The following is a 22,271-nucleotide window of genomic DNA, read 5'->3' as shown; positions in this document are numbered from 1 at the left end:
TTTCGATAAACTTGAAAACGAGGGCGGCGATTCACGAAGGGCACGAGATGCGTGGCTTCAGCGAACTGGACCTCGGTCCGGTCGAATCGCTCGGTGTGTCCGTGGTCAGCCAGCCCGGCGCCACCCTGCTCTCCCTCACCGCCGACGCGCTCGGCGGCCGTCCCCAGGGCATCCCTGCCGACTGGCGGGCGCACATCAGAGCCAACGCGCCCAGCGACAGCATCGACGTGCTCAGCCCGCTGTTCGCGCCGGACCACTCGGGCGTCCCGTACTGCCTGACCCCGGACACCACGGCCCGCTCGGTCCCCGACATCGCCACCTACCTCGAACAGGTCGCCGACCTGTCCCCCGACGTCCTCCTCGACGACCTGACCAGCGATTTCGACGGCGCCGTGCCGCCGCAATGGCGGCCGGTGGTCGACCACCCACGCCACTGGATCGCCTCCTACGTCCGGGTGCTGGAGGCGGTCTGGACGGCCTTCGCCCCCATCTGGCAGCGCGCGGACCCGCTGCTCAAACGCGAGACGGAACGCGTCGGCACCGCGGTCGTCGGCGGCACGCTGGACGTGCTGCTCGCGGGCATCAACTCGCGCTACCGCTTCGAAGGCACGAGCCTGTACGTGCCCGACGTCGACCCCGAGAAGTTCTCGCTGAACGGGCGGCGGCTGCTGCTCATCCCGGTGATCTCCGGCAGCAGCGCGTCGATCTTCAGCTTCGAGCAGCCGGACGTCGCGTGGATCGGCTACCCGATGCCGGGCATGGGCCTGTTGTGGGAAAGCCGGAAACCGCCTGCCGCGGGCGATCCGCTGACCTTGATCGTCGGCGAGATGCGCGCGCTGATCCTGCGCCGGGTCGGCCGCCCGGCCACCATGGGCGAGATCGCCTCGGTGCTCAACTGCAGCGCGAGCACCGCGACCTACCACTGTGGTCAGCTGGAGATGGCGGGCCTGATCGTCCGCGAACGCCACGGCCGCCACGTCCGGCTCCGGCGCACCGACCGCGGCGACTCCCTCATCGACATCCTCACCTGACCCCGATCCCGATGTAAGAATCGGCGACGCCCGCGACAGTACTCAGTGACAGCAGCCGTCGGACCGGGAGGACAACCGTCCATGGGGGTCGACCAAGAGGGTTTCACCAAGCTTTACGAAGCCCTCTATCCGCGAGTTCTCGCCTACTCCTTGCGCCGGGTCCCACCGGACGACGCTCACGACGCGACCGATGAGACCTTCCTCATCGCCTGGCGCAAACGCAAGCAGCTGCCGGATCCCGCGCTGCCGTGGTTACTCGTGACCGCCCGCAACACCATCGCCAACCAGCGACGACGCCGTGATCATCAGGATGTCATCGCCGCCGAGCTGGCGCGCTGTGGCGAACACGCCGCCCTGGACCCCGGCGCCGCGGTGGTCGAGCGGACCACCTTGCTGACGGCGCTGGCCACGTTGACCGACAAGGAACGCGAAGCCCTGATGCTGACCGAATGGGATGGCCTGTCCGGACGTGACGCCGCTCGGGTCGCCGGTTGTTCGGCGGTGGCCTTCGCGGTCCGGTTGCATCGTGCACGCAACCGGTTCGCCGACGCGGTGACCAAGCTCGACAGCAGGCTCCACGACGGCCGCGACCTCGCAGCGAGCACGCACTCCTCCGCAAAGGACGGAAGCCAATGAAGCGACACGTCGACGACACGCTGCGCCGACTTGCGGCGCTGGATTTCCCCCAGAACGTCCCGCCTCGCGCCCAACGTCCACCGTGGGAGCATGCATCCGAGATCATCGACCAGCCGCGCTTCACGCGACGGCGCGTTCTGGTCGCCGCAAGCCTCACTGTCGTCGCGGTTTCAAGCTCGGTTGTGGTGGCGAATAAGTTCGGCCCATCTTCGACGCCGATCGCCACACCGCCACTCCTCACCATCCAGCCTGCCTCCGGAGGCTCGCCGTTCACGGTGCTCACCGGCCTGGCCGACCGCGCTGGGAAGCAGCCCCCACCGGGCGGGCATGGCCAGGTTTTCTACACCAAGCTCCGAGAGTGGGCTTTTGGCACATCTGTGACCACCGCCATGCGATTCATCGATGCGGGTCTTGCGGAATACCACCAAGAGGTATGGCTGAACCCGGATGGCAAAGGCCGCATCCTTCGCGTCGAGCAAGGTCGCGAACCGGCTGCAGCCGGGGGCCCATCGAGAATCGACGCTCCGTTCACTTCGCAGCCTCATCCAGCCGTGGCCGACATGGGGAAGGCAACCACCGAAGAGCTGACGGCGCGGCTACTTGAGGAAGGAAAGGGGCGGACGACCGGCGACTGGTTCGAGACCGCGGCGAAAATCTGGACGGATCGGCTGGACGATCCGGCTACCGGAGCGGCACTGCTGCACGTTCTCGCTTCACTGCCGGATGTGACCGTCGAGGGAGCGACAACCGACCGCGCAGGCCGTGCGGCGATCGCCATCTCAACACCCGTGGAAAAACCTGGGGGCTGGTTCCCGAAGCAACGTCAGTATCTGCTGGTCGACCCTGAGACCGGCTATCTGCTCGCGACCGAGTCCGTGGGCCTGAGCTCGGACGAGGACGCCATCGGTGGCCCGGTCGACACACCCGCGACCATTCACTACAAGGTGTGGCTGAAGTCGGCCTTCGTGACTGACACACAAACCCGGCCGTGAGGCCCCGCGCAGGCCCGGTCCGCCGGCGGACCGGGCCTGCTTACGAATGATCAGCCGTTGTAGGCCTGAACAAGCCCCACATTGTCACTGTATCCGCCGAGCCACCAGCCGCTGCCGCCATAAGTGAGACCGAATGTCTCAGCCGAGCTCAAAGCACGATTGTGCACCTTGGCGGCATAGCAGTCGTTATTACCCAAGAGCGAAGACAGCCGCGCCTTCCACCAGGAAGATGGCTCAACTCGATAGCCCGATGAGTCACATGATCCGGAATTCCCGTAGATCGTAGTGAAACCACCCGGAGAATCGAGATTATAGTGGATGTTTTCATACCAGTACATGATCGGAATCGGAGCCGCCGCTTCAACACCCCGACTGGCGGCAATCCTGGCCGATTCGGCCACAATCCTGGCATCCACATCCGCAGCCGACGTATCCGAACAGATCTCCGCCAGAACCGGCGAGACCTTTCCCTCCGGAGCCTTGTCGACCAGCATCGCACAGTATTTACCCTGATTGAGGGCATCCACTCCTTCGGCCGCGGCGACGCCCGGCATCGCCGCGACCGTCGCGGCGCCCACCACGGCGGCAACGATCAAACGTCTCGTTCTCTCTCCCGAAATACTCCAATTCACAATTCCCCACCCTCTCCTCATGAGCCCATGGCACACGGAATAAACACGCCACCATTAGGTACCACTATCGCGTCGAAACTTCCCCCTGCGTGCACTCAAGGCGAAGCCCGAGTGATCTTGACGCTACCGACTTCGGCCACAGCCCTTCAAGTCATTTGCCGATCTCGCCGGAAAGTTGCCGCCAAGTTGGGCCAAAAGCCTGAAAAGCCCTGAACGAGCGGCAACTTCCGGTCAATGTCGATCAACCACTTGACAAGTCAACGCCAAATTCGCCACCCAGCCGATGGCGCATTCAATTCGCACAGCACGGTTCCACCGGTTACCGATGAACGGAACTCACGAGCCCTGGAAGTAGGCGGCCAACGCCTCCTGCCAGTGCCGCAGCGGCGTCAGCCCGGCCTCGGCCCACGAGGCGTTCGACAGCACCGAGTACGCCGGCCGCGCGACCGGGCTCGGGAAGTCCGCGCTGGTGCACGGCTTCACCCGCTCGGGATCCGCGCCGATCGCCTCGAAGATCGCCCGCGCGAAGCCGAACCAGGTCGTCTCCCCCGCACCCGTGCAGTGCAGGACGCGGCCCGCCGGTGCCTCACCCTCGACGATCCGGCCCGCCAGTTCCAGCAGCCCGGCCGCCAGGTCGGCCGAAGACGTCGGCGCGCCGCGCTGATCGTCCACAACGGACACCGTGTCGCGCTCGCCCTCCAGGCGCACCATGGTGCGCACGAAGTTATGCCCGGTCTTCCCGTACACCCAGCCGGTGCGCACGATCCACGCCCGCGCGCCCGAGCCGAGCACAGCGTCCTCGCCGGCCGCCTTCGTCCGGCCGTAGGCGCTGCGTGGCCCGATCGGGTCGGTGACCTCGTACGGCCGCGAGGCGTCGCCGGGGAAGACGTAGTCCGTCGAGACGTGCACCAGCGGCACCCGGCGTGCCGAGCAGGCGGCCGCGAGCACGCGCGGGCCGTCGGCGTTGACCGCGAAGGCGCGCTCCTCCTCGGTCTCGGCCTTGTCGACCGCCGTGTACGCGCCGGCGTTGATGACCACGGGCCGGTGCCCGGCGTCCTTCGCCGCGTCCGCGAACTCGGTCACCACGCGGATGACGTCACCGGTCCGGGTGAGATCGAGGTCCTTCGACCCCATGGCCGTCACCTTGACGTCGCCGTTCGCCAGCGCGGCGAGGTCGGTCCCGAGCTGTCCCGACCCGCCGGGCACCAGAACTGTCAGCAACTAAGACTCACTTTCCCGTCAGCGCGGCGCGGTCCTTGAGCCGCTCCCACCAGGGCCGGTTCTCGGTGTACCAGCGGACGGTCTCGGCCAGTCCGTCCTCGAAGGTCTTCAGAGGCGTGTAGCCGAGCTCTTTGTTGATCTTGGTGATGTCGACCGAGTAGCGCCGGTCGTGGCCCTTGCGGTCCTCGACCGGCTCGACCCGCTCCCAGCCAGCGCCGACGGCGGCCAGCAGCCGCTCGGTCAGCTCGCGGTTGCTCAGCTCGGTGCCGCCGCCGATGTTGTAGATCTCGCCGGGACGCCCGCCGTCGGCGACCAGCTGGATGCCGCGGCAGTGGTCGTCCACGTGCAGCCAGTCACGCACGTTGAGGCCGTCGCCGTACAGCGGCACGTTCCGGCCGTCGAGCAGGTTGGTGACGAACAGCGGGATGACCTTCTCGGGGAACTGGTACGGCCCGTAGTTGTTCGAGCACCGCGTGATGCACACCGGCAGCCCATGGGTGCGGAAGAACGACCGAGCCAGCAGATCCGAGGACGCCTTCGACGCCGAGTAAGGCGAATTCGGCTCCAGTATGTGATCTTCCGACCACGAGCCTTCCGCGATGGAGCCGTACACCTCGTCGGTCGAGACGTGGACGAACTTGCCCACGTTCGCCGAAAGGGCGGCCTGCAGCAGGGTTTGCGTGCCGAGCACGTTGGTCAGCACGAAGTCGGCCGACCCGAGGATGGAACGGTCCACATGGGACTCCGCGGCGAAGTGCACGACCAGGTCGACCCCGGTCATCACCTCGGCGACCACCACCGGGTCGCAGATGTCGCCGCGCACGAAGCGCAGCCTGGGGTCGTCGGCGACCGGCGCGAGGTTCTCCTCGCTGCCCGCGTAGGTCAGCTTGTCGAGCACCACGACCTCGGCACCGGAGAGGCTTGGATATGCGCCGGTCAGCACCTGTCGCACATAATGCGAACCGATGAATCCCGCGCCGCCGGTGACCAGTACCCGCATGTTCCGTTCCCTTCGCAACGTCGTGCCGCCTCGCCCAGTGTTCCACGGCCGCTGTCGCCGCACTCCCGTCGTACGGACGCCTTACATCAGGTCGGTAATCTGGACCCGGGGGCAAGCTCATGCCCAGGGGTTTGTCGGCGGGGAGGACCGAGCGTGACCGAGTGGCCACCGAAACCTATCCCCGCACCTCGTCGCCGTCGTGACCATGGTGCGGGCACCTTGGCGCGCCGTGGCGGGAAGACACTGGTGACACTCGTGTCCGTCGCGGTACTCACCGTCACCTGGTACGGCTGGCAGTTCATCGGTGACCCGAACGAGGGACTGGCCACCACCGACGTCTTCGAGAACAACCAGCTCCACGCGAAGCCGCTCGACGGCGCGATCGACATCCTCCTGGTCGGCCAGGACAGCCGCACCGACGCGCAGGGCAACCCGCTGTCGCGCGAGGTGCTCGACATGCTGCACGGTGGCATCTCCGACGGCGAGCGCCAGACCGACACGATGATCCTGGTGCACATCCCGCAGGACGGCAGGCGCGCGATCGCGATCTCGTTCCCGCGTGACTCGTGGGTCGAGATCAGCGGTGGCTTCGGCAAGCACCGGCTCAACAGCGCGTACGTGTACGCCTACAACGACACCTCGAAAACCCTGCAGCAACAAGGGAATTCGGATCTCAAGGACGTCGACGGCAAGGCCAAGATCGCCGGGCGCAAGAACCTCATCCAGACGCTGGAGACGTTCATCGGCAAGCCCGGCATGATCGACCGCTACGCCGAGGTCAACCTCGCCAGCTTCTACGAGGTGACGAAGGCCATCGGCGGCATCGACGTCTGCCTCAACGCGCCGGTGAAGGAACGACTGTCCGGAGTGGACCTTCCGGCAGGCAGGCAGTCCATCGAAGGCGCGCAGGCGCTCGCGTTCGTGCGCCAGCGGCACGGGCTGCCCAACGGCGACCTCGACCGCATCGTCCGGCAGCAGGCGTTCCTGTCCGGGCTGGCGAACAAGGTGCTGTCCGGCTCGGTGCTGGCGAACCCGTTCAAGATCTCCGAGCTGGTCGACGCGGTGAAGAAGTCCGTCGTGCTCTCGGCGGGCTGGGACCTGTTCGAGTTCGCCGAGCAGATGCGCGGGCTGACCGGCGGGAACATCGAGTTCCACACGATCCCGACCCAGGGTAACGCCGTCATCGGCGGCGCGGACGTGCTGCGCGTCGACCCGGTCGAGGTGCGGGCCGCGGTGGCCAAGCTCGTCCACGACCCCAACGCTCCGGAGGAGAAGCCCGGCGCGAAGCTCGCGGGCGCCGAAGCCGTGACGATCGACCTGTTCGACGGCACCGGCACCGGGCTCGGCGAGCAGACGCGGCAGGCGCTGTCGGAGAAGGGTTTCCAGCTCGGCGAGAACACCAAGCTCGCGCCGCGCGCCACCACGGTCGTCCGGTTCGCGCCGGGCGACGAGGCCTCGGTGGAGCTGGTGAAGCAGGTGCTCGGCGAGTCGGTCGAGCTGGAGCCGGACCGTGACGTCGCCAAGGGGCACGCGCGAGTGCTGCTCGGCAAGGACTTCAAGGGCGTGACGACCGCGACGGCGTCGGCGCCGCCCACCAGCAGCTCGGCGCCGAAGCCGAGTTCGACGCCGTCTTCGGCTTCGAGTTCGGCCTCGCCGACGCCCGAACAGAAGCCGATCACCGCGGGTGGCGTGCCTTGCGTGAACTAGACGGGGAGGAGCGTCCGAAGCCGACGCCCTACCCTCGTCCGAAGAACGAGGACGCCCCCACCCCGGAACCCGAAGCAGCCGAAGAAGCCGAGGGCGAGCCCGAAGCCGCACCCGAGGAGCCCAAGGCTCGTCGCGGGCACCCGCTCCGGCTGGCCGGGAAGATCGGGCTGGCCCTGCTCTCGGTGGTCGCGCTGGCCTCGAGCGGGTACGCGTACGTCGCGACCGAGCAGGTCCAGAACAACCTCCCGACGACGAACGCGCTGAGCAAGCCGGACGACCCGGCCGCGCCGCCCGCCGACGACGGCGCGAACGACATCCTGCTGGTCGGCAGCGACGCGCGGACGGACCAGCAGGGCCATCAGCTGCCGTTGCGCATGCTGAAGCAGCTGCGCACCGAGGAGAACCCCGGCGTCAGCACGGACACGATCATCCTGCTGCGTATCCCGAAGAACGGCGGCAAGCCGTCGGTCGTCTCGATCCCGCGCGACACCTGGGTCGAGGTGCCGGGGCGAGGCAAGACGAAGATCAACTCGGCGTACGGCGTCGCCAAGGAGAAGTTCGCCTCCGCGCGGCGCGGCGAGGGCGAGAAGGACCGCGAGAAGATCGAGCGCGACTCCGATCAGGAGGGCCGCCGCGTACTGGTCCAGACCGTGCAGGACTTCACCCAGGTCCGCGTCGACCACTACGCCGAGGTCAACCTGCTGGGCTTCTACCTGCTCACCGAGGCGCTCGGCGGCGTGACCGTCTGCCTGAACCACTCGACCTCGGACGCCGACTCGGGCGCCAACTTCCGCCGCGGCGAGCAGAAGGTGTCCGGCGGCGAGGCGCTTTCCTTTGTGCGCCAGCGGAAGAACCTGCCGCGTGGCGACCTGGACCGCATCGTGCGGCAGCAGGCGTTCCTGTCCTCGGCGATCAACCAGGTGCTGTCGGCAGGCACGCTGGCCAGCCCGTCGACCATGGGCAACCTGATCGAGGCGATCCACAAGTCGATCGTCCTCGACGAAGGTCTGGACCTGCTCGACTTCGCCCAGCAGGTCAAGAGCATCGCGTCGGGCAGCATCGCCTTCGAGACGATTCCCGTGGTCAACGCCAACGGCCGCAGCGAAGACGGCCAGCAGAGCATCGTCGAGGTCGACCCGGCCGCGGTCCGCAAGTTCCTGCTCGGCCTGGTCGGCCGCACCGCGCCCACCGGTGGCGGTGGCGCACCCGCGGCAGCGACTCCCTCGGTCCCCTGCGTCAATTAGTGTGGTGTTCGTGAGCCTCACCGAGCACCTCCTGCGTCCACTGCTGGCCTCGCCCGCGCGTCCGCTGATCACGCACTACGACGACGCCACCGGCAGCCGCATCGAGCTGTCCGTCGCCACCACGGTCAACTGGGCGGCCAAGACGGCGAACTGGCTGGTCGAAGAGGCGGACGTGGAAGCGGGCGACGAGGTCGGCGTGCGTCTGCCAGCGCACTGGCAGACGGCCGGGGTGCTGCTCGGCGCCTGGTGGTGCGGCGCCCAGGTGGTCACGGAGGCCCCCGGCGTCACGTTCGTGGCACCCGGCGAGACCTCATCGGCTTCGCTGACCCCCATCGTCGCGATGGACCCGTTCGGCATGGGCATGGGCGTCACCGGCGGCCTGAACTTCCTGGCCGACGTGAAGATGTACGGCGACGACTTCTCGCCGCTGTTCCCGATTCCCGGCGACTCACCGGCGCTGTTGTCGTCCACAGTGGACGAGGTAATCGCCGAAGCCCGTTCCAGGGCCGCGAAACTCGGTATCACCTCAGCCGACCGAGTGCTGTCCACAGTGGAGTGGACGTTCCCGGACGGCGTGCTCGACGGCTTGCTGGCGCCGCTCTCGGTCGGCGCCCACCTCGTGCACGTCAGCAACGCGAACCCCGAGAAGCTGGCCGACCGCCGCGCGGCGGAGCGCACGACGGTCGACCTGCTCGCTTAGGCGGGCTGCAGCTCGCGCCGTTCGCGCTTGCTCCAGAAAAGCAGGTGGTCCAAGGAAATCCGGCCGCCGTTGAACCCGAGCGCCAGCCCGGCGAGCGCGAGCACGAACACCAGCTCGTAGCCACCCTGCCCGGTCAGGCCGTTGTCGATGTGGACGGACAGCAGCGCGCCGACGGACACGACCACGTAGCCGATCGCGACCAGCGGCAGCGCGAACCCGACGATGAAGGCGATGGAGCCCAGAATCTCCACGGTCATCGCGAACACGGCGGCGACCTCCGGCAGCGGAATGCCCATCTTGCCGAAGAAGCCGGCGGTCCCTTGGATGCCGTTGTCCCATTTCTGCAGACCGTGCGCGAGGAAGACGACCGCGACCCCGATCCGGCCCAGCAGTAGCGTGACATCTTTGACGCGAGCGAACATCAGGCTGTCCCCGATCAGTGAAGAATCAACTTACCGGGCCCACGCTAAGAGGTTTTCCGCCGTTTCCGACAGCTATCCACGGGTATCGACAGGAACCCGACAGGATCAACTCCGATGCTCCTTGGCCGCCACGAAGCAGTACGCGCCAAAGGCCGCGAACCCCAGCGCGACCACCGTGAGCAGCACACTTCCGAACGGCTGAGCCGCGAGCGTCTTCAGCGCGACATCCAGCCCGCCCGCCTTGTTCGCGTCGGCGTTGAACCCGGCGATGATCAGCAGCACACCCACGATCGCGTACACGACGGCCTTCGCCAGGTACCCGGTCATCCCCAGCTTCTCGACCCAATCGCGGTTGGTTTCGAGATCCTCCATGAAGCTCTTCTTGATCGCCTTGACCGCGGCGGCCACCGCCACCCCGATCACCACGCCCCCGGCCAGCACCACCAGGAACGGCCCGGCCGACCACGACAGCACCTTCGCCGTCAGCCCCTGCGACTGCCCGGTCGACGAGCTCGACCCGCTGCCGATCGCCAGCTGCACCGCCGAGATCCCGATCCCGACCGCCACCACGCCCCGCACGCCGGACCCGATGCGCTTACGCACCTGTCTGCCCTTGTCGGTGACCCAGTGATAGCCGTTCGCGACCATGAGGCCTTGCCAACCCGCGAAGGCCAGCAGTCCGACCGCGAGCGCCCAGAGCAGGACGCCCCCGAACGTGCTCGACCCGACTTCGGCCAGCGCTCCCTTCTGGTCGGCGGATTGCCCGGTCTCACCGAACGCCACCTTGACGGCGATGTAGGCGATGACCAGGTGCACGAACCCGAAGCAGCCCATCCCGACCCGGCCCAGCACCTGGGCGACGTCACTCTTCTCAGCACGCGATGCCATGTCAGCCATCACTGCAGTCTCACCCGGCCGAGTGACCCTCGCCGATCGACTGCTCCAACCAGCCCAACGCCTCAGGCGTCGTGCGCGTTGCGGGCGGTTAGAACCGCCCGCAACGCGCACGACCCCCGGGCATGACCAGTGCATGAAAAAGGGTCGTGAGTGTTTAGGCCGGTTAGAACCGGCCGTACCACTCACGACCCCTGGGGAAACTCAGCCCCTGAGCAGGGCGCGGGCCATCACGACCTTCTGGATCTGGTTGGTGCCTTCGTAGATCTGGGTGATCTTGGCGTCGCGCATCATGCGCTCGACCGGGAAGTCGCGGGTGTAGCCCGCGCCGCCGAAGAGCTGGACGGCGTCCGTGGTCACCTGCATGGAGATGTCCGACGCGTACGCCTTCGCGGCCGAGGCCATGAAGCCGGCGCGCTTGTCGCCGCGCTCGGTCGCAGCGGCCGAGGCGTAGACGAGGTGGCGGGCGGCCTCGATCTTGGTGCCCATGTCGGCGAGCATGAACTGGATGCCCTGGAAGTCGGCGATGGCCTTGCCGAACTGCTTGCGGTCCTTGACGTAGGCGATCGACGCGTCCAGCGCGCCCTGCGCGATGCCCAGCGCCTGCGCGCCGATGGTGGGGCGGGTGTGGTCGAGCGTGCGGAGCGCGGTCTTGAGGCCCGTGCCGGGCTCGCCGATGATGCGGTCCTCGGGGATGACGCAGTTCTCGAAGTAGATCTCGCGGGTGGGCGAGCCCTTGATGCCGAGTTTGCGTTCCTTGGGGCCGACCGAGAAGCCCGGGTCGTCCTTGTGCACGACGAACGCCGAGATGCCGTTGGCCTTCTTCTCGGCATTGGGGTCGGTGACGGCCATGACCGTGTACCAGGAGGACTCGCCCGCGTTGGTGATCCAGCACTTGGTGCCGTTGAGGACCCAGGTGGAGCCTTCGAGGCGGGCGCGGCAGCGCATCGACGCCGTGTCGGAACCGGCTTCGCGCTCGGACAGCGCGTAGGAGGCCGAGGCCTCGCCGGAGGCGATCGACGGGAGGACGAGCTTCTTGAGCTGGTCCGAGGCGGACAGGATGATCGGCTGGGTGCCGAGCTTGTTGACCGCGGGGATGAGCGAGGCCGAAGCGTCCACCCTGGCCACTTCTTCGATGACGATGCAGGCGGCGATCGCGTCGGCGCCCTGGCCCTCGTACTCGTCGGGGATGTGGACGGCGTTGAAGCCGGCCTTCACCAGCGCGGCGTTGGCCTCCGCCGGGTACCGCTCCTGCTCGTCCACCTCGGCGGCGTACGGGAGGATCTCCTTCTCGGCGAGTGCGCGTACGGCAGCACGCAGCTCCTCGTGCTCCTCGGCCAGTTCGTACAGCCCGGGGCCTTCAGACACCTGCGTCACCTCTCTCGAGCAAGGATTTCCCAACCTCTCGATGTTAGCGCCCGTTCACTGACGTGGGCTGTGGCGTCCACCCCAGTTCTTGTGCTCCGCACCCCAGTTTTCGTAGGTTCGAGTGATGGATCTCACGGTCTCGCCCTCGGAGTTTCCCCGCTCACTCGACTACCCGGAGGCGCCCGTCGGGTCGCTGGCGGCCGGAGCCGCGCGCCGCTTCGGCGACCGGACGGCGTTCGCGCACGGTGACCGAAGCCTGAGCTTCACCGAGACCTACCGGGCCGCCTGCCGGTTCGCCAACGCGCTGCTCGCCGACGGGATCGGCCATGGCGACGTCGTCGCGATCCATCTGCCGAACTGTCTCGCGTACCCCGTCGCGTACTACGGAACCCTGCTGGCCGGAGCCACATTCAGCCCTGCCAACCCGCTGCTGCCCGCCGACGATCTGGCCTTCCAGCTCGCCGACTGCGGCGCCGTCGCGGTGGTCACCTTCGGGCCGTTTTCGCGGACTGTGGAAGCCGTTCGCGACCGGACTCGGGTACGGCGCGTCATCGTCGTCTCGCCGGTGAGCGAGGACCAGCTGAGCTTCGAGGCGTTCCATGACGGCCAGCCCGAAACGCGGCCTGACGTGCCGATCGACCCCTATCGGGACCTCGCGCACCTGTCCTACACGGGTGGCACCACCGGGCGCTCGAAGGGCGTGCGGCTGCCGCATCGCAACGTCGTCGTCAACACGCTGCAGTGCGCGGCGCTGCAGACCGGCTCGCTTCCCGCGGTCGACGAAGACGGCAATCCGATACTCGATCAAGTCGGTGACCCGGAAGAGTGGCCGACGCGGCTCGGCACCGGCGTGGCGATCAACCTGACGCCGTGGTTCCACGCGATGGGAACGATCGGCGGCCTGAACATCCCCGTGCTGACCGGCATCAGCATCCACCTGCACGACCGCTTCGACCCGCCCGCGTACTGCGCCGACGCCGAGCGCCTGCGCGTGCACACGATCGCGGGCGCGCCCGCGTTGTTCGCCGCGCTGCTGACCTGCCCCGACTTCCACACCCGTGACCTTTCGTCAGTCCAGGTGCTCAGCTCCGGCGCGGCGCCGCTGCCACACGAGATGATCAAGGCGTTGCAGAAGCGGCTGCCCGGCGTCCCGATCGCGGAAGGCTACGGGCTGACCGAGGTCACGATGGGCGGCGTGATCTCGCCGCCGTACCGGTCGGGACTGCGCAAGGTCGGCTCGGTCGGGACGCCGCTGTTCGACACCGAGGTCAAGGTGGTCGCGGTCGAAGGCGGCGAGGAACCGTTGCCGCCCAACACCGAAGGCGAGGTCTGCCTGCGCGGGCCGCAGGTGATGGCCGGGTACCTGAACCGGCCGGAGGAGACCGCGGCCGCGCTCGTCGACGGCTGGCTGCACACCGGCGACATCGGCGTGCTCGACGACGACGGCTACCTGTCCATTGTGGACCGCAAGAAGGACATGCTGCTGTACAAGGGTTACAACGTCTATCCGCGCGAGCTGGAGGAGCTGCTGATCGCGCACCCGGCCGTCACCGCGGCCGCCGTGGTCGGGCGGCCGCAGGCCGACGTCGGCGAGCTGCCGGTCGCCTTCGTCGTCAAGGCTACCGACACCACCGCCGAGCGGATCCTCGCCGACGTCAACGAGAAAGTGCTGCCCTACAAGCGGATTCGCGAACTCCGCTTTGTTGACGAGATCCCGGTTTCCGCGGCGGGCAAGATTCTCAAACGAGAACTCAGGCAGCAGCTTTGATAGTCGTTTCCTGAGAATCGAAACGAACACCTTGATCGAGCCGACTGGAAAAGAGGACCGCCAGACAAGGACGAGATCAGGTGAGTGGCATGGCCAAGAAGGAGAAGCCCGCCCCGAAGCCGAACACCGCGCTCGAGGTGCTCGCCGCGATGATCGGTTCGACACTCGTGCTGGCGCTGACCTTGCTGGTGACGAAGACCAATGCACCCGTCGGCGTTCAACTGGCGGGCGCGGCTGTCGGCGCCGCCATTCCGCCTTTTGTCGGCACCGTCGGCCCCCGGCGTCACCTCCGCGTGGCATTCGCGGGAATGGTCGCCATCGTCGCGGTATCGGCCACCTGCTTGACCGGCGTCATCGTGGGTAAAGCCACCGACTCGGCGCTCTTGCCGCTGCCGCCGTCCATCCCGATACTCGGCCGGTCGACCACGCCGACTACGCAAGGGAAAAGCCTGCTCGAAGCCAGTCCATCCGGGTTGGCCTGCACGCAGGCAGGCTGCCCCGGCAAAGTCACGATCAAGAACTCTGGGGAGACATCGGTTCAGCTCATCGATATCGAGTCGAGCGCGGAGAAGACGAGATTCAAGGTAACCGGCGACTGCGCGAACAAGACACTGCAGCCTGCTCAGAAATGCGCGTTGGCAGTGAGTTTCACACCGGTGAGCACGGACACGACGGTCACCGAGACACTCGTGGTCCGCACCTTGCCGTCCACCGCCGAAGTACGCATCGTGCTGATCGGGACGGTGAAGACCCCGCCCCTCGATTTGACCGTCGACAAAGCGGCTTTGAAATGCGAATACAGCCCGGGTCAGCTGAAGGTCACCTTCCGGCTGACCCCGACAGGCGCCAGTCCCGTCACGGGCATCGGAGCCACGGTCGTGAACGAAACGACCGCGTTCAGCCTGTCCCGCACGGTGAACGCGGGCCCATCACCTCAGCCGCCGACCACTGTCACCTTGCCGGTCCCCGTCGGCAGCCATCCCAGGATCACCATCTCGGTCGATCCTGGGAACGCGGTCAAGGAGGCCGACGAAAGCAACAACCGGCTCCAGCTCACACCCGTCATCCCGGCGACCACGTCCGGCGTGCCGAAGACGGTGAGCTGCGGCTGAGCTCAGCCTTGGACTTTGGATCGCAGGGCGGCGTCCTTGTCGAGGACGAGCTTCTCGAGGTCGGCCTGGAAGCGGGTCATCTTCTTGCGCAGGTCCTCGTCGAACGCGGCGAGCATGCGCACGGCCAGCAGGCCCGCGTTACGGGCGCCGCCGACGGACACGGTCGCGACCGGGACACCGGCGGGCATCTGGACGATCGACAGCAGCGAGTCCATCCCGTCCAGGTACTTCAGCGGGACCGGGACGCCGATGACCGGCAGCGGCGTGGCCGAGGCGACCATGCCGGGCAGGTGCGCGGCGCCGCCGGCGCCCGCGATGATCACTTTGAGGCCGCGGGTGACGGCCGACGTCGCGTAGTCGAGCATCCGCTGCGGGGTGCGGTGCGCCGAGTAGACGCCGACCTCGTAGGAGACGCCGAACTCGTCGAGCGCCTGACCGGCCGCCTCCAGCACGGGCCAGTCCGAGTCGCTGCCCATGATCACGCCCACCTGCGGCGCCATAACGTTCTCCTAGTGGATCTCGTAGCCGTCCAGCCAGACGGCGTGGGACAGCCAGTGTGCGGACAGCAGCGCGCGGTCGCGCAGCTCTTCCATGCGGTCACCGAGGAAAGTGACGTGACCGAGTTTGCGGCCGGGGCGTTCTTCCTTGCCGTACAAGTGAACCCGCGCGTCCGGGTAGCGTGCGAAGAGGTGGTGGACGCGCTCGTCGGGCCCCATCGACGGCTTCTCGTCCGCGCCGAGCACGTTGCCCATCACGCAGGCGGGCTTGAGCAGTTCGGTGGCGCCGAGCGGGTAGTCGAGCACGGCACGCAGGTGCTGCTCGAACTGCGAGGTCCTCGCGCCGTCCATGGTCCAGTGGCCCGAGTTGTGCGGGCGCATCGCGAGCTCGTTGACCAGCAGGCCGTCGGCGGTCTCGAACAGCTCGACCGCCAGCAGGCCGACGACATTGAGCTGGGAAGCGATCCGCAGCGCCAAATCCTGCGCCAGCTGCGTGAGGCCTTCGCCCAGGCCCGGCGCGGGCGCGAGCACCTCGGTGTTGATGCCGCCGCTCTGCACGGTCTCGACCACCGGCCACGCGGCGCCCTGGCCGAACGGCGAGCGGGCGACCAGCGCCGACAGCTCGCGCTTCATGTCCACTTTGGACTCGACGAGCAGCGGGGTGCCCGCGGCCAGCAGCTCGGGGACGACCTCGCGCGCGTGCTGCGCGGTGTCGAGCATCCAGACGCCACGGCCGTCGTAGCCGCCCTCGGCCGCCTTGAGCACGACCGGCCACGAGTGCGCCTCGGCGAACGCGGCCACGTCCTCCACAGAGGACACTTCGGCGAACGCGGGGCCCGCGATGTCCATTCCGGCCATCATCTCGCGCATGACCAGCTTGTTCTGCGCGAACGCCAGCGCCTCGGGGCCCGGCCGGAGCGTGTGGCCCTCCTGCGCGAGCTGGTACATGTGCTCCCACGGGACGTGCTCGTGGTCGAAGGTCACCACGTCCACTTCCTTGGCGAACGCTCGCAGCGCGTCGAGGTCCGTGTGGTGCCCCTGGACGACCTTGCCCGCGACCAGCCCGGCGGACTCGTTCTCGCCCGCCGCCATGACGTGCAGCGACTGGCCGAGCGAGATGGCGGCCTGGTGCGTCATCCTGGCGAGCTGGCCGCCGCCCACCATGCCGACGATCGGAAGACCCGTGTGTTTGTCCATAGCGGGTTAAAGACTACTTAGCGGGTAGAGGCGCGCTGCGCAGGAGCCGGACTTCGCGGGCGGCGAGCACCACGAGCACGAGAGCCGCTGCCAGCACGTACGCGTTCCCGAGCACGGAAAGCCCGATGCCCCAACGGAATTCGTGGTCGCCGCCGTTCGGCACCAGCATCACCACACAACTCGCGAACAGCGCCGCGACCGCGAACCCGGCCAGCCGGTGCCCGCGCGTGACGAGCAGCACGACCAGCGGCACCGACCACACCCAGTGATGCGTCCACGAAACGGGCGACAGCAGCAGCGCGTAGAACGCCGTCACCAGCAACGCGCCGTAGTCGTCGCCCCGCGTGTGCAGCCGCCACACCAGCCAGACGGCGGGCACGGCCAGCACGGCGCCGATGGCCAGTGCCACGGTCAGCGACCAGGGCGCGAGGTGCGAGGCGCGGCTGACCATGCCGTTCAGCGACTGGTCGAAGATCCAGTGCACCGCACCGACCCGGCCGGGGTCGCCCATGACCGACCAGTACTTGGCCGCGTCCGACGGGATCACCACGAACATCAGGCCCTGCAGCGCCACGAACGTGCCCAGCGCGCGGACCGCGTCCGCGCGGCGCCCGGTCAGGAACAGGTGCGGGATGAAGATCAGCGGCGTCAGCTTCACGGCCGCTGCGACACCGACCAGCACGCCGCCCCAGCGCGAGCCGCGGCGGCACACCACCAGCACGTCGACCACGATGACGGCCATCAGGATCAGGTTGATCTGCCCGAGGAACAGCGTCTTCCACACCGGCTCCAGCGCCAGGGCGCCGACCACGGCGGCGGGCAGCCAAAGCGTCCGGACGCCGAACACGCGGATGACCACGGCCAGCGAAAGCACCGAGAGCGCCGCGACAACACCCCAGATCAGCCCCGGCGGGATGGCGACCAGCGGGAGGAACAGCAGCGCGGCGGCTGGCGGGTACGTGAACGGCAGGTTCACCCACGACGGCAGCGTGGTCAGCATGCGGTCGCTGTAAAGCTGCTCGCCCTTCAGCATGGTCAGCGCGCCCGCCCGGTACACAGCGCTGTCCGCGCCCAGGTGCCACCCGGCCAGCCAGGCGACGATCCCGACCGCGAGCGTCGCCGCGACGAGCCCGGCGACGAGCGCCTTAGCCGGCTTCGGCAGCACTCGCCCGCCGTTTCTGGAGCCCCCACCGCAGCGTGATCGCGGCGAACAGCACGAGCGGCATCAGGATGTACGCGCTGCCGAGGATGTTCTGCCACACCTTCCAGTGCAGCTCGACGTTGCGGCCGTTGGGCAACAGCAGCAGCACGCAGCTCACGAAGACGTAGAACACCGCGGCCGTACCCAGCCAGCGCTTCCACGCCTTCGCCGGTGACGTCTGCGGCAGGCGCGAGACCAGCAGCACGATCAGCGGGACCACCCAGACCCAGTGATGCGACCACGAGACCGGCGAGATAAGCAGGATCCAGAACGCGGTGACCAGCAGCGCGGCCAGCGCCTGGCCCTTCTTGTGGAACTTGAGCATCAGCCACAGCGCCGGGATGGCCAGCACGATGCCGATGCCCATCGCCGCCTTCGACGCCCAGGGCGCGAGGTCGGAGGCCCGGTTGAGCAGCGCGTTCAGCGACTGGTTGCCCGCCCAGTGCACCGGGCCGATGCGGCCGGTGTCGGGCAGCGTGACCGTCCAGTAGCGGGCCGCGTCGTGCGCGTTGATCAGGAACATCGCGCCCTGGATCACGATGAACGTCGCGAACGCGCGCACCGCGTCCATCCGGCGGCCGGTGACGAACAGGTGCCCGATGAAGACCAGCGGGGTCAGCTTGATGGCGGCCGCGATGCCGACCAGCACGCCGCCCCAGCGCGAACCGCGGGCGCCGATCACCAGGATGTCGAGCATGATCAACGCCATCAGGATGATGTTGATCTGACCGAGGAAGATCGTCCGCCAGACCGGCTCGAGCGCGAAGAAGACCAGGAAGAACGCCAGCGTCGAGCGAGCGGGCGAGGCCCACCAGCGCGGGCCGTCCTCGGCGGGGCGCGGCAGCGCGCCGATCGCGATCCGGATGACCAGCGCCAGCGCGGCCAGCGAGACCGCGGTCAGCAGGCCCCAGGCGACCTGGGTCGGGAAGAACGCCAGCGGGATGAAGAAGGCCGCGGCGGACGGCGGGTAGGTGAACGGCAGCAGCGCCCACCACGGCTCCGGGATCAGCGTGTTCGCGTCGTAGAGCGGGTCGCCGTGGAGCAAGGTGAGCGCGCCGGCGCGGTAGACCGCGCTGTCCACGCCGAGAACCCAGTCGTGCTGCCAGCCCCAGAAGCCGACCCCGATCGCGACCAGCGGCGCCAGCGCCAAGATGAAGATCGACTTCGGGCGGTGGAACAGGCGCGCGATCGACCTGCGCAGGGCGAGGCGATCCTGGGAAGGGCTGGCCGAAGCTTCGCCGTCAGCGGCGGCGGGAACGGTCCGGGTCACCCCATCAGGAAATCATGGCGGGCACTTCCCCGGTCAGGAAGCCCCAGCTCAGAGCTCGTGAGCGTTGCGGGCGGTTAGAACCGCCCGCAACGCTCACGAGTCCTGACCAGGCGTTTTAGCTACGGGAATGCTTTCCGAGCAGCTCACAGGCGCCGTGGTGCGACGGAGGCAGCCGCACGATCGAAATCCGCGCCGGTTCGATGTCGCGCAGCTGCGCGTCGACGGAGAGCCGTTCGTTCAGCTCACGCCGCAGCAGCACGCCGCGCGAGGCGATGCGGCCGTCACGCGGGACCAGCGCCGCCGCGGTCGACGGCCCGAGCGAGGCGACGCTCTCGCCGCCGTCGAACACCGCGCGGATGGCGTCGGCGACCAGGATCATGCCGGTCAGCCGCGACCAGCCCGCGACGCCGGAGAAGTCCATCGAGACCACGAGCAGCAGGTGCTCCTCGGCCGCCGCGCGCTCGTCGCGCTCGGCCTGCCGGTAGACCTCGCCGAGCCGGGTGCGCAGGTACGCGGCGGTCGGCAGGCCGGTCAGCGGGTCGGTGACCTCGGTGTGCGCGATCTGATCGGTCGCGACGTCCGCCCACGCCAGCGCCGTGAGCCGGAGCAGGCGCGCCGGGGTGGCGTCCGGGTCCGGTGCGACGAAGCCGTCGACGGCGTCGGGTTCGGCGAGCACCGCGTGCAGCGCCGCCAGGTCGTTGAGGGTTTCCGCGAGCCCGGCGCCCGCGGCCGCCCTCGCCCGGCCGAGACCGGCGAGCGCCACCTCGGCGCGGCCGCCACGCAGCAGCGCCGCGCAGACGGCGTCGACCTCTGGCAACGCCCAATCGCTCGGAAACCGCCAGCCCGCGGCCATACTGGCAGCGCGCCAACGCGCTCGCAGTGTCCGAAGCGGAGTGTCCACATCGCCGGGTGACGACGCGGGTTCGCCGTTTCCGAACAGAGCCGGCACATCCACTGGCTACGCCCTCTCGTTTGATCTTCCGACGAGGGGACGCGACCGGCGGGCACACGTGACGGTGATTTCGAAGGAAGCTTTTTCGCGTTTTGCGCAAGCTCACCCCCGGGGGTGGGTGAAATTTTTGCATCCTCCGGGTCATCGGCCGCCCCTTTCCGTGACGACGGCCGCCCCGTCCGTCACACTGAGCGCTGCGTCAAGTCCAGAACAAGGAGTGCCGTGTCCACCGTCCCCGCGGATCTCAGCAGCAAGAGCGATGCCGAGCTCATCGAATCCGTGCGTCACGGCCAGATCGCCGCCTACGGGACGCTGTACGAACGGCACGCCGGCGCGGCGCACAACCTGGCGCGCCAGCTCGCGCGGTCGGGTGCCGAGGCCGACGATCTCGTGTCGGAGGCGTTCGCCAAGGTCCTCGACACTTTGCGTGCCGGAAAGGGTCCCGATTCAGCCTTCCGTGCCTATCTGCTGACCGCGCTGCGTCACACCGCGTACGACAAGACGCGCAAGGACAAGCGCGTCGACCTCACCGAGGACATGACCGACGTCGGCGGCGCCGTCGGCGAGGCGCTGACCGTCCCGTTCTCCGACACCGCGGTCGCCGGGCTCGAACGCACGATGGCCGCGAAGGCGTTCGCGCGGCTGCCGGAGCGCTGGCAGGCCGTGCTGTGGCACACCGAGATCGAGCAGCAGTCCCCCGCCGAGGTCGCGCCGTTGCTCGGTCTGACCGCGAACGGCGTCTCCGCGCTGGCTTACCGCGCGCGTGAGGGCCTGCGGCAGGCCTATCTGCAGGTCCACCTGGCCGAGACGTCCGCGGAGCGCTGCCGCGCGACCGCCGAGCGGCTGGGCGCGTGGACCCGCGACGGACTGTCCAAACGGGAGAAGAACCAGGTCGAGACCCACCTCGACGAATGCGAGCGCTGCCGGTACCTCGCGGCCGAGCTCGCCGACGTCAACGGCGGCCTGCGCCTCATCATCGCGCCGATGGTGCTGGGTGGCGGGGTGCTCGGGTACCTCGCGGCGGTCGGCGCCGCCAAGGCGAGCGCCGCGACGGCAGGCGCCGTCTTCGGCGCGGCCGCGGCCGCGGGTTCCGGTGGCGCGGGTGGCGCCGCGGGCGCCGCGGCGGCCGGACCACGTCAGTTCGCCAGCGTCGCCGCGTCCGGGGTGGCCGTCGCCGCCGCCGTCGCGGTGGCACTCGCCGCGGGTGGCGGCACGCAGGAGATCCCGGCGGCGGTGCAGAAACCCGCCGCCGTGGCCCCGGCGACGCCACCACCTCCGCCGCCTCCGCCTCCCCCGAAACCGGCAGTGCCTACGCCGAACCCGCCGGCGCCACCGCCCGCACCGCAACCGTCTCCGACGCCGACCCCGACACCCGCTCCGCCCGCGCCGTCGGAAACCCCCACGCCGACGCCGGAGCCCCCGCCTCCGCCGCAGCCCGCGAAGGTCATCGCGGCCGGGCCCGCGCAAGCCGTTCAGCTGCAGCCGGGCTCCGGCCCGGTGAGCATGCCGATCACCGTCAAGAACGACGGCGGCACGAAGTCCGAGCCGGTGCAGGCCGAGCTGAAGCTCCCGCCCGGTGTCACGGCCGTGCCCGCCGGCGGCGGCAACGCCCCGCAGAGCTTCGCGCAGGAGCAGCCCGGCCCGATCGCCGTCGCGTGCCCCGGCGGCACCGGCACGGTCGTCTGCAAGACGGGCACCGGGCTCGAGCCGGGCCAGACGGCGGTCCTCACGTTCCGGCTGGTCGCCGACGAGACCGCGAAGACCGGCACGCTCACCGGCTCGGTCAGCGCGGGCACCGAGATGCAGGTCGAGGTCCAGGTCAAGGTGGACGTCAAGCCGCCGCCGGACGCGCTCGCGCTCAAGGTCAGCAGCGCGTGGGACTCGGCACTGCCGTGGGTGCGGCACCCGGTCGTGCACGTCTCGGTGCGCAACACCGGGCCGACCACCAAGCCGGTCACCGTCACGTTCGACTACCCCGGCCAGCTGATCCTCGGCAACTGGCGCGCCAAGTGCGCCCCGATCGCCGACGGCACCTCCTGCGTGAGCAAGGACTCGCTCAAGCCGAACGAGCACCTGGACCTCTGGCTCGCGCTGGACCGCCGCCCGCCGCGGGAGCAGGGCGTCACCGTCTCCGCGCAACTCGGCGTGGCCTCGGCTTCGCAGACGTTGTACTTCGACTGCCACGGCCGTCTGTGCGACGGCCCGACTCCGCCTTCGGAAGCGACATTGACGCCGACGCCTTCGCCCTCACCGACGAAGAAGCCTTCCAAGACGAAGACCCCTGAGTCGACGAAGCCTTCCGAGGAGCCGACGACGGAGAGCAAGCAGGAGCCGACCACCAGCGCTCCGCCGACGCCAGAGCCGTCTCCACCTGGGGAAACAGGTCGCGAGGTACTCCCCGGTATCAAGCTGCCGTTCTGACGGGAG

20 protein-coding genes are annotated in these 22,271 nt (G+C 68.6%); 9 read left to right on the top strand and 11 right to left on the bottom strand.

Features of this window, described 5'->3' with window-relative positions; all coding sequences use genetic code 11:
* Positions 1-47: 47 nt before the first annotated feature.
* From BLV57_RS29250 to BLV57_RS42995, 3 genes are all read left to right on the top strand, one after another.
* Positions 48-1,031, top strand: a complete 984-nt coding sequence (locus BLV57_RS29250) for an ArsR/SmtB family transcription factor (protein WP_091294104.1) — start codon at positions 48-50, stop codon at positions 1,029-1,031.
* Between the two features lie 81 nt (positions 1,032-1,112).
* Entirely contained in the window at positions 1,113-1,667 is a 555-nt protein-coding gene (locus BLV57_RS29245) for an RNA polymerase sigma factor (protein WP_091294102.1), read from the top strand.
* The gene (locus BLV57_RS42995; RefSeq protein WP_143047173.1) at positions 1,664-2,659 is read left to right on the top strand and encodes a CU044_5270 family protein; all 996 of its coding nucleotides are present in this window, start codon (positions 1,664-1,666) and stop codon (positions 2,657-2,659) included. The genes BLV57_RS29245 and BLV57_RS42995 overlap by 4 nt, the downstream gene beginning before the upstream one ends.
* A 50-nt stretch (positions 2,660-2,709) precedes the next feature.
* Here the strand turns inward: BLV57_RS42995 and BLV57_RS42990 are convergent, their stop codons facing one another.
* The 3 genes from BLV57_RS42990 to rfbB all read right to left on the bottom strand — a co-directional run bounded on the left by BLV57_RS42990 (position 2,710) and on the right by rfbB (position 5,512).
* A complete protein-coding gene (locus BLV57_RS42990) occupies positions 2,710-3,255 on the bottom strand; it encodes a hypothetical protein (RefSeq protein WP_143047172.1) in 546 nt (181 codons plus the stop codon).
* A gap of 372 nt (positions 3,256-3,627) precedes the next feature.
* Positions 3,628-4,512 carry a dTDP-4-dehydrorhamnose reductase gene (rfbD, locus tag BLV57_RS29235; RefSeq protein ID WP_091294099.1) on the bottom strand — a complete coding sequence of 295 codons (885 nt, stop codon included), beginning with the start codon at positions 4,510-4,512 and terminating at the stop codon, positions 3,628-3,630.
* A 7-nt stretch (positions 4,513-4,519) separates the two neighbouring features.
* Positions 4,520-5,512 (bottom strand): dTDP-glucose 4,6-dehydratase, encoded by a 993-nt coding sequence (rfbB, locus tag BLV57_RS29230; RefSeq protein WP_091294291.1) that lies wholly within the window; start codon positions 5,510-5,512, stop codon positions 4,520-4,522.
* A gap of 153 nt (positions 5,513-5,665) precedes the next feature.
* Between rfbB and BLV57_RS29225 the strand changes: the two genes are divergently transcribed.
* The 3 genes from BLV57_RS29225 to BLV57_RS29215 are packed head-to-tail and all read left to right on the top strand — an operon-like array spanning position 5,666 to position 9,163.
* Positions 5,666-7,219 carry an LCP family protein gene (locus BLV57_RS29225; RefSeq protein WP_425426050.1) on the top strand — a complete coding sequence of 518 codons (1,554 nt, stop codon included), beginning with the start codon at positions 5,666-5,668 and terminating at the stop codon, positions 7,217-7,219.
* Entirely contained in the window at positions 7,207-8,463 is a 1,257-nt protein-coding gene (locus tag BLV57_RS29220) for an LCP family protein (RefSeq protein WP_091294096.1), read from the top strand. The genes BLV57_RS29225 and BLV57_RS29220 overlap by 13 nt, the downstream gene beginning before the upstream one ends.
* A gap of 10 nt (positions 8,464-8,473) precedes the next feature.
* Positions 8,474-9,163, top strand: a complete 690-nt coding sequence (locus BLV57_RS29215) for a TIGR03089 family protein (protein WP_091294289.1) — start codon at positions 8,474-8,476, stop codon at positions 9,161-9,163.
* On the opposite strand, the gene BLV57_RS29210 is transcribed toward BLV57_RS29215, so the two are convergent.
* From BLV57_RS29210 to BLV57_RS29200, 3 genes are all read right to left on the bottom strand, one after another.
* Positions 9,160-9,585: a DoxX family protein gene (locus tag BLV57_RS29210; protein WP_091294094.1), complete on the bottom strand. Its 426-nt coding sequence runs from the start codon at positions 9,583-9,585 to the stop codon at positions 9,160-9,162. The two genes, BLV57_RS29215 and BLV57_RS29210, sit on opposite strands and share 4 nt — an antisense overlap.
* Positions 9,586-9,690: 105 nt before the next feature.
* On the bottom strand, positions 9,691-10,482 hold the full coding sequence (locus tag BLV57_RS29205) for a DUF1206 domain-containing protein (RefSeq protein WP_245757561.1): 792 nt from the start codon (positions 10,480-10,482) through the stop codon (positions 9,691-9,693).
* Positions 10,483-10,683: 201 nt separating this feature from the next.
* Positions 10,684-11,856, bottom strand: a complete 1,173-nt coding sequence (locus BLV57_RS29200) for an acyl-CoA dehydrogenase family protein (RefSeq protein WP_091294092.1) — start codon at positions 11,854-11,856, stop codon at positions 10,684-10,686.
* Between the two features lie 115 nt (positions 11,857-11,971).
* Between BLV57_RS29200 and BLV57_RS29195 the strand changes: the two genes are divergently transcribed.
* Positions 11,972-13,615 carry a class I adenylate-forming enzyme family protein gene (locus tag BLV57_RS29195; protein ID WP_091294090.1) on the top strand — a complete coding sequence of 548 codons (1,644 nt, stop codon included), beginning with the start codon at positions 11,972-11,974 and terminating at the stop codon, positions 13,613-13,615.
* A gap of 89 nt (positions 13,616-13,704) precedes the next feature.
* A complete protein-coding gene (locus BLV57_RS29190) occupies positions 13,705-14,727 on the top strand; it encodes a hypothetical protein (RefSeq protein ID WP_091294088.1) in 1,023 nt (340 codons plus the stop codon).
* 2 nt (positions 14,728-14,729) lie between these two features.
* Here BLV57_RS29190 and purE read toward each other — a convergent pair whose 3' ends face one another.
* The 5 genes from purE to BLV57_RS29165 form a co-directional block, all read right to left on the bottom strand.
* Positions 14,730-15,227 carry a 5-(carboxyamino)imidazole ribonucleotide mutase gene (purE, locus tag BLV57_RS29185; RefSeq protein WP_091294086.1) on the bottom strand — a complete coding sequence of 166 codons (498 nt, stop codon included), beginning with the start codon at positions 15,225-15,227 and terminating at the stop codon, positions 14,730-14,732.
* A 9-nt stretch (positions 15,228-15,236) separates the two neighbouring features.
* Entirely contained in the window at positions 15,237-16,421 is a 1,185-nt protein-coding gene (locus tag BLV57_RS29180; RefSeq protein ID WP_091294084.1) for a 5-(carboxyamino)imidazole ribonucleotide synthase, read from the bottom strand.
* A gap of 13 nt (positions 16,422-16,434) precedes the next feature.
* Positions 16,435-17,586: a glycosyltransferase 87 family protein gene (locus BLV57_RS29175; RefSeq protein WP_245757560.1), complete on the bottom strand. Its 1,152-nt coding sequence runs from the start codon at positions 17,584-17,586 to the stop codon at positions 16,435-16,437.
* Entirely contained in the window at positions 17,567-18,892 is a 1,326-nt protein-coding gene (locus tag BLV57_RS29170; RefSeq protein WP_091294082.1) for a glycosyltransferase 87 family protein, read from the bottom strand. The genes BLV57_RS29175 and BLV57_RS29170 overlap by 20 nt, the downstream gene beginning before the upstream one ends.
* A gap of 115 nt (positions 18,893-19,007) precedes the next feature.
* Complete coding sequence (locus BLV57_RS29165) at positions 19,008-19,847, bottom strand: GGDEF domain-containing protein (protein WP_091294080.1); 840 nt, start codon at positions 19,845-19,847, stop codon at positions 19,008-19,010.
* 219 nt (positions 19,848-20,066) lie between these two features.
* Here BLV57_RS29165 and BLV57_RS29160 point away from each other — a divergent pair, with 219 nt between their 5' ends.
* Positions 20,067-22,265 (top strand): sigma-70 family RNA polymerase sigma factor, encoded by a 2,199-nt coding sequence (locus BLV57_RS29160; RefSeq protein WP_091294078.1) that lies wholly within the window; start codon positions 20,067-20,069, stop codon positions 22,263-22,265.
* Positions 22,266-22,271 lie beyond the last annotated feature (6 nt).

The organism is Amycolatopsis xylanica (assembly GCF_900107045.1).
GTDB classification, from domain to species: domain Bacteria; phylum Actinomycetota; class Actinomycetes; order Mycobacteriales; family Pseudonocardiaceae; genus Amycolatopsis; species Amycolatopsis xylanica.
Note: the sequence above shows the minus strand (reverse complement) of the source record. Positions and strands in the feature narration are given on the sequence as shown.